Annotated in this window: 9 protein-coding genes; 2 read left to right on the plus strand and 7 right to left on the minus strand. The window is 28.9% G+C overall.

What is annotated here, in order from left to right; all coding sequences use genetic code 11:
* Window position 1 precedes the first annotated feature (1 nt).
* From ric to ABNT22_RS10130, 7 genes are all read right to left on the minus strand, one after another.
* Entirely contained in the window at window positions 2-724 is a 723-nt protein-coding gene (gene ric / locus ABNT22_RS10100) for an iron-sulfur cluster repair di-iron protein (protein WP_348717011.1), read from the minus strand.
* Window positions 711-1,163, minus strand: coding sequence for a hypothetical protein (locus tag ABNT22_RS10105; protein ID WP_348717009.1), 453 nt, complete (start codon window positions 1,161-1,163; stop codon window positions 711-713). Before ABNT22_RS10105 ends, ric begins: the two co-directional genes overlap by 14 nt.
* Before the next feature lie 104 nt (window positions 1,164-1,267).
* A complete protein-coding gene (locus ABNT22_RS10110) occupies window positions 1,268-1,708 on the minus strand; it encodes an Rrf2 family transcriptional regulator (RefSeq protein WP_348717007.1) in 441 nt (146 codons plus the stop codon).
* Window positions 1,709-1,876: 168 nt separating this feature from the next.
* Window positions 1,877-3,058: a hypothetical protein gene (locus tag ABNT22_RS10115; protein ID WP_348717004.1), complete on the minus strand. Its 1,182-nt coding sequence runs from the start codon at window positions 3,056-3,058 to the stop codon at window positions 1,877-1,879.
* A 20-nt stretch (window positions 3,059-3,078) separates the two neighbouring features.
* The gene (locus ABNT22_RS10120) at window positions 3,079-3,867 is read right to left on the minus strand and encodes an isocitrate lyase/phosphoenolpyruvate mutase family protein (RefSeq protein ID WP_348717002.1); all 789 of its coding nucleotides are present in this window, start codon (window positions 3,865-3,867) and stop codon (window positions 3,079-3,081) included.
* Between the two features lie 11 nt (window positions 3,868-3,878).
* A complete protein-coding gene (locus ABNT22_RS10125; protein WP_348717000.1) occupies window positions 3,879-5,543 on the minus strand; it encodes a YceI family protein in 1,665 nt (554 codons plus the stop codon).
* 81 nt (window positions 5,544-5,624) lie between these two features.
* Window positions 5,625-6,467, minus strand: coding sequence for an AraC family transcriptional regulator (locus ABNT22_RS10130; protein WP_348716999.1), 843 nt, complete (start codon window positions 6,465-6,467; stop codon window positions 5,625-5,627).
* 524 nt (window positions 6,468-6,991) lie between these two features.
* Between ABNT22_RS10130 and ABNT22_RS10135 the strand changes: the two genes are divergently transcribed.
* Both ABNT22_RS10135 and ABNT22_RS10140 read left to right on the plus strand, forming a co-directional pair.
* Window positions 6,992-10,210, plus strand: coding sequence for an AsmA-like C-terminal region-containing protein (locus ABNT22_RS10135; protein WP_348716997.1), 3,219 nt, complete (start codon window positions 6,992-6,994; stop codon window positions 10,208-10,210).
* A gap of 518 nt (window positions 10,211-10,728) precedes the next feature.
* Window positions 10,729-13,446 carry a TrlF family AAA-like ATPase gene (locus ABNT22_RS10140; protein ID WP_348716995.1) on the plus strand — a complete coding sequence of 906 codons (2,718 nt, stop codon included), beginning with the start codon at window positions 10,729-10,731 and terminating at the stop codon, window positions 13,444-13,446.
* Window positions 13,447-13,720 lie beyond the last annotated feature (274 nt).

Raw genomic sequence — 13,720 nt, forward strand, 5'->3', positions numbered from 1 at the left:
ATTACTTGTTTAGTTGGTTTTCTAACGTGATTGCTTTTTTAAATAAAATGTTGTTTTCTATGTGAATATGCTTATGTAAATCATCTTCAAACTCTTTTAGAAGTATAAAGGCTATTTTGTATGTATTACAGGCATCTTTTGGAGCTTCATAATTATTGGTTAATTCAGAAATTCTTCGAAAACGTTCTCCTTCATTATCATGCTCAGAGTGCATCATCCTAATAGGGTTTTCAATAGAACCAAAAGGAGGTATCTCAAATGTTTGCTCTTGCCTAGATGCTTTTGCTATTTTTTTTATATGAGGAAATAGAATAAGCTCTTCTTTTTTCATGTGCATTGCTAAATCGCCTACAGCTTCTTTAAAGAGTTCTATAACTTCAAAGAGTTCTGGATGATTTTTTCCATGAACTTTGCATAGCTTTTCTAAGTAGGCAATTATTTCGGGTCCTCTTTTTTCGATGTACAAATGGTGATTTTGATAAATGTAATCGCTTAAAAAGTCTAGATCCCAATTTTGGTAACTTTGAGAAGCAATGGTGTTAATTTCTATTAGAGAGATTTCTTGAATTAGCTTTGCAACAGAAACATTCTTTGTATTTGCCACTTCGTTAATTGTTCGTTCTCCATTACAGCAAAAATCAATGCCATATTTTTTGAAAACAGTTGCTGTATCATAATTCTCTGCAACTATTTCTGAGATTAAAGTGTTGTTATTTATGTTCATATCTATTTAAAATTTGAATTCCGATAAGTATTAATGTTGTGATTTTAATTACTTCCAATATCACATACCATAGGTGATCATAGCTTTTGTCAATAGGAAACCCCTGTTGTATTAATAAAATCCTTTTATCTAAGACAGGTAACAAATAGAAACTCTGAAATAGGAGTATAGCATAGGGAAGTAGCATTATTTTTAATAGACCAATCTTAATGTTGTTTTTAGTTAATACAAACGTTATAAGAATACCAATTGCTAGGATTAGCTCTACTTTATTTAACGCATTAAAAACAAGGCTTCCAATTGATAACCCAATTTTTAGGGTAACACCTTCAGCTTGAAATTTTAACCAAGCTTCCATAAAGCTTATGGCTCCAATGAACCCTACCCAAGTAAAAATTGTAGAAGTTAATATGATGAATGTGGTTTTAGATTTGATCATTTTTTCAAAAAGGATATTTTTATCTTTTATTATAACGGATGTTTTTGTCTTTTTTAATTTTAAAATTATAGAGGACATAATTCCTCTACTCAAAAATGGTTATTCTATCTTTTTAATTGTAGTATTTTATCTTCACCTGTTTCAGACTTTAATAAATCATATACAGTTGTAGTTTCTAACATAGATTTGAGACTACTTCTAATATCAACAAATTTATCATGAATAGGGCAGGGGTTTTTAGCATTACACTCTTTCAGCCCAAGTCCACAACCAGTATATATTTTGTCTCCATCGATGACTTCGACAATTTGACTTAGTTTTACATTTTTTGTTTTCTCTTCATAAATCAAGAAGCCACCATATGGCCCCTTAATTGAGCTAATTATATTATTCTTAGTCAATATTTGTAATATTTTTCCTGTAAACGCTTCTGGAGAATTAGTAGCACTAGCAATTTCCTTTACACTGGTTTTATTGCCTAATGAGGTTTGCTTTGCCACATATATGACAGCTCTCATTCCATATTCACAAGATTTAGAAAACATATTAAAAATTTATCTCTGCAAAGATATACCTAATTTTATAAAAGACAAAAACATCTTTTATGTTTTTGCTCTCATATTGAATATTATTTTAGTGGAAAGATTGAAAAAAACTATCGCTAAAAGTATAAAATATACTTTTAGCGATAGCGTAGGAGTTATAAAAACTGCTTAATCAATTATAGTTATTGTATTTGTCATGCTAGCATGAAACTCACAATTATAAAATAGTTTATCTGGGGCATTATTAGGAACAGTAAATGTTATAGTTCCTGAAGTAAGCCCATTGTTAGACATACCCTCATTATAAATATTTACTGTTCCAATACCTTGAATAGTTTTTATAATAAATGGGTGCCCTGGAGAATTTACTGTAAATGTGTAAGTATTCCCTCTTTTTAATGTTAATGCAGGATTACTTTCATTTGTAAAACCACCATCATTAAAAATAAACGCAGAAGCACCATTGTTAGTGACATCATAATTTATAATGGTACTACTGGCTTCTGCTTGAGCAGTATTTGTATTTACAATAGGCCATACACCTGGAGAAGGAACACTTACGCCTTTAGTATCTCCACGTTCTGTATCTTGTCCAAAATAATACAAAGGCCAACCTTTATAGGTTAACTGAGTTCTCCCAAAAACATCGATAGTTCCAAAATCATTACTGTTTAAAATACTTGGAATTATATCCGCAGAAAATTCGACTATTGGCCATACATTATTATTAGAAAAATCTGACGCCGTATAATTGTTAGTATTTAACTTATCATTTGCAAATAAATACATTGTTCTTCCTGCAAAACTTACAATATAGCTTGTAGCTCCTATACCTACAGTATAATCTTGAAGGTAATTCTTACCATCATTCCCAACTAACTGTGCATTTGCATACATGATAGAATAATCTGGTTTAGCAATAAACCAAACATCGCCAATACCATCTCCATTAGTATCTCCTGGATTAGAATCGCTAGCATAATAGTAAAGTGGCCATCCCTTATATGTAGTTTGCATGGTACCATCTGTTCTTTTTATAACAGAAAAATCACCAATGTCTAACCCCGTTCCAACAGTTAAGTTTTCTGCATAAAAAACTGGCCAAGTATTTAAACAATTTCCTAAACATTCAGAAGTAGCCTTTGTATCTTTAGAAAAGAAATACAAAGAATTTCCGTTACCATCTATTAAAATTTTTCCAAAACTTGTGTTAGTAGACAAGTTTATTGCTGATGAGTTTGGTTCTGGAGTATTAAGATAATCATTGTCATCGCTGCTACAACTTGTAGTGAATAATCCCACTAATATTAAACATAATAGAATTAGATTTTTGTTTGTTATTGTTTTCATAATTAAAAATTTATTTGATATTAATTTATATGCACTTTTTCTTCAACACAGTTTTTTGTTAAATTGTCACTGAATACTTTCATCAAATTGATATAAGCAAAAGGACCATAACTTATGCGTTGTACACCAGCATTTATTAGTGCTTCATTAATAGGTGCTGTAGGGAGTTTAACTATATTTAGAGGTATATTGAGTGTGCTCGTTAACTTTTTAATCAGATCTAAATCAACAAGACCAGGGGTAAAAAATCCATCAGCTCCAGCATTCGTATATGCTTTGGCTCTTGCTATAGCCTCGGGCATGAGTTTATAGTATTTAGAGGTATCTTTTTCTTCAAAAAAAATATCTGTCCTAGCATTTATAAAAAGTGGTACTCCTAAATCATCTGCTACTTCTCGTATGATTTTAATTCGTTTAGATTGTTTTTCAATACTATAAAGCCCATTTGCTCCGATAATTTTGTCCTCAAAATTTAATCCTATGATACCTGTTTGCAGAAGTTTTTCCGTATTGATAGCGAGTAACTCATCATCATTACCTGCATAACCACTTTCAAAATCAACACTAACAGGTACATTTACATGAGATACAATTTGTTCTATTGTTTGTAAAAATGTATCGAACGGAATCACTTCTCCGTCAGGATATCCTTGTGATAGTGCTAATGGTTTACTTCCCGTAGCCACTATACTTGCGCCAGCATTAACAGCGGCCTTGGCAGATCCAGCACTCCAAATGTTATAAAGCATTATTGGGTTGCCTTTTTGATGTAAGTTTTTGAAATGGTCAAATTTCTCTTGTCTTGTCATGATTATAGCTTTTATTTTTGTTGTTTTTGTTCTTGTTTTCTCCTTACAAATGCGGTAGCATATGCTGGTGATCTAAATTTTAAAATAGGATCTTCAGAAGGTAAAATTCCGCTTTGTAATTGTAAAGGATCAAAATTGATATTTTGGCAAGTACCATCTTCATTTACAGCATTAATGGTAAGTGTAGCTGCAGTAATTGTTTTATGATGTCCTGTCCATTGTTTTGCAGCATTATTAATTTCATCTTCAGGGTTTGCAATTGTTATTACCATATCCCAAAGAAGCTTTCCTTTTTTGTTCAATAATTCGGCTAAATCTTTATAGTAGCTTACATTTTCAGAGGTGTTAATAGAAATTGTTTCATTTCTAGGTATAAAAGACCAACGCACAGCTGTTTTCTTACCATTTTCATTTTTTAGATAAAAAGTATTTACACTATTAAATTGATGATTGGCATAGTTTTTTAAAACTTTTGGCTTTTTACCATAGTGAGCCTTGAAATTTTTGAATTCAGGATGCTCTTTTTTTAATTTGACAAAATCTTCTTCTTTACCACTTATTTTAGCAGTCATAAGCTGTAAAAATCCTTGTGGAGTACTTACAGGAAAAAAATCTAGTGTATTCATGCTAAAATTATGTGTCATACCATTTTCAAGAATTACTTGAAATGCCATACCATATTCTCCATGTACTGCTTCATCCTTTTTAACACCACCTTTATGTGAGAATCTTCCAATAACTTTCAAGGGTGTTGTACTAAAAATTTTACTAGAACTCAGTCCTCGAATTCGTTCATTGTTAATTATAAAACTTCCAGTAAAGCAAATACCACTTATATGGTTTCTACGTTTCCCTTTATGAATACCAAACTTCTTTTCAAAAGCGTCTATTGTTCTTGGTGCAAGTGTATGAGCTGATAGTTTCTTATTTGATTTTAGAGCTTCTACATAAAAACCTAGGTTAACCGTGTTATAGATAAACTTATCCTTTAATTTATCTGTTATTGATGCTTCCTCTCCATAAGTAATACTCCAGTCTGTCCTATCTATATTTAATTTTCCTTCAATAATTATTTTAGAATTGGAAGAAGTTATTCTTATTGGAAATGATATAGACCTTTTAAATCCTCGTAATTCAAGACTTCCAGACATAATATGAGTCGGATTTCTTATGCTATTTTCTGTATTTGAAAGCGGTTGATTGATAGATTCAAACTCTGTTTTATCATCAATAGAATATTTGGTAGTTAGTTGTGTTACAGAAGTTATTTCGAACTTTCCTTTTGGGTAATTTTTAACATCAAAAAAATCATTAGATTTCAAGTGATTTATAAGAACTCTTTTACCTTGAGCATCTTCTTTGTCGTTTAAATCATCAACAGTAATACTATTTAAATCTATTACAATATCTCCATTGACAATTGTTTGGTTATTAACATAAATATTACCTTTAGATAAGTAAAATTTGCCATTATGTTTTCCTGTTGGTTTGCTACCTATATAAGTAATATAACTAGTCTTAGTATCTATGGTATATTGAGTATAACCATCAACACTTTCTTTTAAATCAATAGTCTTTACTGCCTCTTTTTTAACGGCTTCATTTTTTTCTTTACATCCTGTCATAGACAATACTGCAATGAAAAATAGAAGGAATATGAATTGTATTTGTTTCATAACTTATTAATTAAAGTTTGAAACAAAAGTAGCTTTGAGAAAAGCCTAGATTTTAGGATTAATTATCCAAAACATGGACAATTAAATCAATCGATTATCTTTTAGTTGTTTTCTAAATTCTTTAGGAGAAATACCACTATATTTTTTAAACACTCTAGTAAAGTATAAAGGATCATTAAAACCAATACCATAGGCAATGTTTTTAATAGACTCATTGGTCAAAAACAATTGGTTTTTTGCAGATGCAATTTTTTTTAAATTTATAATGGTTACGAAACTATTCTTAAAATATTTTTTGCATAAACGATTAAACGTTGTCATTGAAATATTTAACTCGTTACAATAAAATTCTGGAGAGGTTTCGTTGATATAATTTTTCTCTATCAATTTTTCTAATTGTATATGTATATTTTCTTTGTTTAGAATAGCATCATTTTGTTCCTTTCTTTTTATTCTAACTGCACAAATAAGCAACATTTTTAACTGACTTGAAACCATATCTAATTGTCCAACATCTTTATTCAACAATTCTTTTTTTAAGTTTAAAAAGGAATTAGACATGATTACAAAATCTTTATTAGAGCAACGTAAAACAGTGTCGTTTAAAAAATTATTAAATAACACACCTTGGCACCCAACATCTTTTGCATGAATATCAATACAAAAAAAATCAGGATGAAACTGTATATAAGACCCTTTGAAAGTCCCTTCAAATTCTAACTTCTGATAGGGATAATAAAATAAGATATTGTTGTCTTTTACCTGCATTTCGCTAGACTCCATGTTAATCACTCCATGAGCTTCTTCAAAGAAAAAAATTGCATAAAAGTTAGGTTTCTCAAAAAGAGTTGTAATGTTTTTTTCTGAAAAAGACTTGACTATAAGTACCTTTTCATTCTTATTGTTAAAAAGGTTATAAAGCATTTCTATGATTTTTTGTTAAGATTTTCATGATATAACATATAACGATAAGTAATAGATTTTTAAAAACTTCCCCAAAAGTAAAGTCATAAACTCTTGATTTTTTGAAAAAATATTTGACTTAACTATTTTTTTATGAAGCACTTAAACATATATATGTCACAAATATATGATTATAAATCAGTTGACTTTATGGATTATATGTTTAATATATAGACTATTTAGTCGTTTGTGAGCTACCATAAAATTGAAGCAAAGTAATAGGGGAGTGGTTTAGTTTTTTAATTAATCTTTTTGGGCTTTAACTTGCATCATACTATTGCCATAAAATTCTTTTAATGAAACCATAGTTGAGGAGGTATAGTTCATATAAAATGGTAAACTAAATCAATTTTCCCATTTAACTAATAAATCAATTATAAGATTATTAGAAAGAGTTCAAAAAATGACTGTATAAAATTTAGTTGTTTTTTTTTAGTTTAAACATTTATAAATAAGTTTATACTGTTATAATAATCACAAGTATTATGAAATTTAAAGCCTTTAAAAAAAGAAAAATCTGGTTGCGGTTTATTGCTTGCGTACTGCTTTTACCATTATTATTTCTCCTTGTTACGGTGTTATATATCAATACAAAACAAAATAGTATTATTAAAGATCATATAGCTCAGCTTAACAAAACGCACAAAGGTTTTATTGATATAGGTGACACTCATCTATCACTCTTTAGTAATTTTCCAAATATTTCTTTTAAGGTAGACGATCTAAAAATAAATGAAACTAAAAACGATAATTCACCAGTTATTCTTGACGTAAAAGATATCTACGTAGGTTTTAATTTTTGGGATATTTTAGATGGTGATTACACCATTAAATCATTAATTGTAGAAGACGGTTTTTTTGATATTGTAATTCATGAAGATAAAAGTCTAAATCTTTTAAACGCATTAAAATCCATTGATGAAACAGAAAGTTCAGCCCCAATAGATTTTAAACTTCAAAAAATAAAATTACACAATTTAGATATCCACAAAAAAGATGAAGGTCAAAATACAGACTTAGAAACATTTATTTATGAGGCTGATGGTGGTTTCAATATTGATAATGAAGTTATTTCAGGGCATATTGATACTAAATTTGAAATGAATTTAATTAGTAACGGCGATACTACATATATAAAACACAAACACTTTGATCTTCATACAGATATTAATCTTGATAAAGATACTGGATTGCTTACCATTGAACCTTCTGGAGTTACTATGGAACATGGTGATTTTGAATTAGAAGGATTAATAGACACAAAAAATGATTTTGATCTTGATCTTAAAATAAAAGGAGCAAAGCCAAATTTTGACATGCTTATAGCCTTTGCTCCAGAGGATCTTATACCTGTTTTAGAACGTTATAAAAATGCAGGGAAAATTTATTTTAACGCGGTAGTTCAAGGACCTACATTGAATCAACAAGTACCTTTTTTTGATGTAAACTTCGGTGTAAGTGAAGCTTTTTTAGAAAACACCAACAAAGGTAAGCGAGTCAAAAACATTGGATTTAAAGGTCATTTTACGAACGGAAAAGAACGAAGTTCTCGTACAACAACATTCTCACTAGAAGATATGACTGCCAAACTGGGAAAAGGAAAAATTCTAGGAAATGTCGTAATCAATAATTTTGATGAACCAGAAATAGATATGCGATTAAATGCAGATTTCAATCTCGAATTTGTGACTGATTTTTTAAACTTAAGTGAAGTAGATATTGCATCAGGAAATGTTTCATTAAAAATGAATTTTCATGATATTATAGATATTGATAACCCAGAACAAGCACTCAGTAAATTGAATCAGGCGTATTATAGTGAGTTAAAAATTGATAGTCTAAGTTTATCTTCCAAAGATCTGCCTGCGCCATTAAAAAAACTGAATGCACATATAGTAATGAATGGAAAAAAAGCGACAATCAATCAATTTGATATACTATTAGGAACATCTGATATTTCAATAACTGGATATGTATCAGATTTACCTGCTATTGTACATCATACAGATACACTAGTCGTTACTCATTTAGATATTAAGTCCAAGCTATTAGATATTTCTGAACTCACGAAATTTTCTGCTACTGATAGTTTAAGGACAGGTATAGATGAGCAAATCAAAGATTTAACTGCTGGATTTTCATTTAAATCCTCTGCAAAAGCTTTTACTGAAAGTAAATATTTACCTAAAGGAGCGTTTTTTGTAGATAGTCTTAACGCGAAACTAAAGCATTATCCACATAAATTCCACGATTTTCATGTAGATGTATTAATCGATGATAAAGATCTTAAAATCAAAGATTTTACTGGTTTTATTGATGATTCTGATTTTCATTTTAACGGATTGGTACATAATTATGGTTTTTGGATGCAAAAAGAATTGAATGGCGATGTAGATTTAGACATTACCTTAACTTCAGATTTATTGCGTTTAGAAGATATTTTCACGTATCAAGGTGAAAATTATGTTCCTGAAGAATATAGACATGAAGAATTTGAAAAACTGACATTGCATGTGAATTCTAGTATGCATTATAAAGCATCCGCGTTACATTCTATAGATTTAGAGTTAGACAAGCTAAATACCAAAATGCATTTGCATCCCTTACGATTTGAACACTTTACAGGTGATTTTCATTATGAAGATGACCATCTTACAGTAAAAGATTTTATAGGTAAAATAGGGAGAACTTCTTTTAACATTGACTTCAACTATTATTTGGGAGATAATTCAGCAATTAAAAAAAGAGATAATAATCTGAGTTTTAAAGCAAATTATATTGATTATGACCAACTATTTCCTCCTGATAAAACAACAGAGAAGGCAACAATAACCGTAAAATCAAAAACTGCAGATGTTGCAGCACATGCAGATGCTTTTAATTTGTATGAGCTACCATTTACTGATATGAAAATTGATGTAGATGTAGATTATTTTATGTATCAACGAATTCATTTACAAGATATAAAAGCAAATTTACGTACAACTCAGAATCATTACATTTATGTAGATACACTACATATGAATGCAGCTGGAGGTAATTTTAATATGTCTGGTTACTTTAATGGTAGTAATCCGAAGAAAATTTACCTGAAACCTACTATAAAAACCACTAAAATTGATTTGGATAAGTTCTTATTTAAGTTTGAAAATTTTGGACAAGATCATTTGGTTTCAGATAATTTAAAAGGACATGTTTCTACTACAATAGATGGAAAAATTAGAGTATATCCTGATTTAGTGCCAGATTTAGATCAATCTGAAATTCACATGGATGTCAAAGTTTTTAATGGGAAATTACAGAATTATGAACCCATGAAAATGTTATCTAGTTATATGGGTAATAAAAACTTGAACAATATCAAATTTGATACAATTCAAAATCATATAGATATCATTAACGGACGCATTAACATTCCTAATATGACGATTGAATCAACATTAGGACATATGGAATTATCTGGAACACAAGATTTGAATAATAATATTGAATATTACTTAAGAATTCCTTGGAAAACCGTTAGAAAAGCTGTTTGGCATAAATTATTTAAGAATAAGAAAAATAGTGGAAATAAAGACGAAGAGGATGAAATTATAGAAGTTGATCCTAACAAGAAAGTAAAATACCTAAATTTAAAATTACATGGAACAGTTGATGATTTTAAAGTTTCCCTAAAGAAAGCTAAAAAGAAGAAAGAGAAATAAATAATAATATTCGAAGATGATAAAATGAGATACGATAATCTACAATCTAAACTGTCAGATGCTATGTATTATGTAAAATAGAATCTTGAAATATAAACTAAACCTCAGATAACTTTAGCTAAAATCAATATCCCTGAAAATCGCGTATTTGAAATATTATTGACCCAAGTACGGAATATTAAAAAGAATTGCTACAATTTCTGGGATATTTTACATAGTATAGAATTATAGCTTACAAATACTTTTGTACTATAATGTTCTGCGTTATGTAACTTTGCTTTGGTAAAAGCGAAGTTCTTTACCCCAATTTTCTTGGATTTTTTTCTTTCCAAAAGTTTCTTTAAAAATGTAATGGAATACTCTTTTTGCAGAAAGGGTAGAGGAGTGGAGGCAAAATATGTATGGAATGGGATTATTCTATATTAAATTTCAAATAGTTGCGGGATTCCGTAAACAAATCCTCTTCCTAATATATTAAATTTATGAACTTTTTAATTAACCAAATGAAATAATCATTAATGACGAACAAAACTAGAGGTTCAGAATGGAAACAGTGGGATTTACATTTTCATACACCATCATCATATGACTACAAAGATAAAAGTGTTACTAACCAGGATATAGTAGATGGTTTAATAAACAATAACATTAGTGTTGTAGCTATTACAGACCATAATCTAATTGATGTAAAAAGAATTAAAGAATTACAAAGTTTATGTAAAGATAAAGAATTAACTATTCTGCCAGGCATCGAGTTTTTATCAGATGCAAGAGGTAGTGAACCAATTCATTTTATAGCAATATTTAGTGAGAATTGTAACTTAGAATATATATGGGGGCAATTAAAGAATAATACCGAGCTAAAAAAAATTGAAGGAGAAAATAAAAAGTATAATGAAGTTTACTGTGATTTAGCAGATACTATTAAGTTAATAAAAGAATTAGATGGAATTGTCAGTATTCATGCAGGTTCTAAAAGTAATGGTTTAGAAAAATTAACTCATTCACTTCCTCACTCTTTAGCACAAAAAGAGGATATTGCCAAAATTGTTGATGTTTTTGAACTAGGTAAAGTATCAGATATTGAAGGATACAATTCAAAGGTAAATCCATATTTAAAAAGCAAAATAAATAAATGGTTACCAACTGTAATTTGTTCTGATAATCATAATATAAAAGATTACAAGAGAAAGGAGAAACTTTGGATAAAAGCAGAACCAACATTTGAAGGATTAAGACAGATTATATTTGAGCCTATTCAACGCATAAGAATACAACCAAATGAGCCTGATTTTAAGGAAGAAAAGTTAATTATTGATGAAGTACAATATTTTTCATCTGATAATTTGTTTACACCAGAAAAGATTAGATTTAATAAGAACCTAAATGTTATAATCGGAGGAAAGTCATCTGGTAAATCAATATTACTTTATAATATCGCATCAACTCTAGAAACGAACAAAGAAGTAACATCTATTATGGATAGAAAGTACGATTTTAGAAAAGATGATGAGAATTTTAATTTTGAAGTAAAATCTTTATCTGGTGTTTCTCAAAAATTGTATGATGAAAAAGAAAGTTCTATCATACCTAAAATTAAATATATCCCCCAGAATTATCTTACCAAATTAGCTGAACCAGAAGCTAATAAAAAAGGAGAAGAACTTTTAAAATATGTAAGAGGTTTACTTTTAGAAGATGAAGCGTACAAAACTAATTATCAAGATTTCTTAAGTGTTGTTAAATCAAATGATAAAAAAAGGAATGATTTAATAGACAGTTATTTTGAAACGGAAGAAAGTATTAAGTCTAAAAATAAACAACTAAAAGAAAAAGGTAATGAAGAAGTTTTAAAAAAGAGTATTGAAACCAATTTATTAAAAATTGCTGAGTTAAAAAAAGGAATTGGATTAAACGAAAAACAAATAGCTGAATATAATACGGAGAAGTTAAAATTAGAAAAGGTTGAATCTGATAGAATAAAAATAAACAGTGATTATAGAAAGGTATCGGCTTTTAATAGAGATATTTTAAACACTTTAAAGGAGTTGAAAAATAAGAAAGATTCAATACAGAACTCTTTAGAAATGGAATCTATCAAAGAATTGTTCACCCAAAATTTCAATTTCTTGGAGGTAGCAATTAGTGATCTAGAAGCATTTTCAGAGTCAATAAAAATCAAAGATAGCGTACTAGTCAATGATAACTTGTTTAGAACTCTTATCATTGCAAGTGAGGAAGAAAAAAGAAGGCTTGAGAAAATACTTGAACCATTAATAAAAAATGAAAAAGTTAAAAAGCACATTACGGATATTGATAAAATCATAACGGCAGATAAACTAAAATTAGAAGCAATAAATCAACTAAAAGTTGAAATAAAAAATAGCAAAGAAGAATTAAACAAAAAGAGAGATAATTTATTTAAATTATATGTTGAGAATTCTAACGAATATCCCAAAATAATTTCAACTCTAAATGAAAGAACAAAATTACTTGAAGAGCAGAATCTAGATATCATAGGAACTCAAAAATTTAATGTAAGAAAGTTTATAAAAACTCTATATGACATATGCGATGGAAGAAAATTTCCTGAAAAGGAATATGATATATTACAAAAGGAAGATGATTTAATAAGCTTTCAAAATAACACTGAATTTGAAGAAATAAAGAGAATATTTGATACTATCGTAAATGGAAGCTTTCCTTTAAATACTAAAACTAATAGAAAGTCTGCCATTAAAGTTATACTTGATGACTATTTCGTAGATTTTTGGGAAACGGTTTATGATGGTGATAAGATGGAGGAAATGTCGACTGGTAAAGCAAGCTTTGTAATACTAATGCTTATTGTTGGGTTGAGTAGTTCTAAAGCACCAATATTAATTGACCAGCCAGAAGATAATTTAGATAATAGATCCATAACAAAAGATTTAGTTAAATATTTAAGAGATAAAAAATCCGAAAGGCAAATAATTCTTGTAACTCATAATCCAAATGTAGTTGTAAATGCAGATGCAGAGAATATAATTGTGGCAAATCAAAAAGGGCAAAACGATAAAGAAACTTCTAGCCCATATAGATTTGATTACATAAATGGACCATTAGAAAATACTAAAGAATTAGATCCAAAAGAAAAAGATTTACTAAAAAGTATGGGAATTAGGGAACACATTGCAGATATAGTTGAAGGCGGCAAAGAAGCGTTTAAAAAAAGAGAAGTTAAATATAGATTTTAATATGATTGTCTTTGTAAAAATGATATTCAAGGTCTTTAGTAACAATAATAGACATGATTTAACATTTCCTGGGAATCGCGTATTTGAAAATTTCTTGGACTTAGTCATGAATATGGTGAAGAAATTAAGTGTGGTTTAATTAAAATTATATCAAACTATTTCGTTATTATGAACTATTGTACAGAATATGAATTTCTCACGAAAGTCCAAAACAAATGCTAAAGGGCTCGAGTAATATACTTTATCTTTTACATAATACAGAGATAGAGATTAC

The organism is Tenacibaculum sp. 190130A14a (assembly GCF_964048965.1).
In the GTDB taxonomy this organism is placed as follows: domain Bacteria; phylum Bacteroidota; class Bacteroidia; order Flavobacteriales; family Flavobacteriaceae; genus Polaribacter; species Polaribacter polynesiense.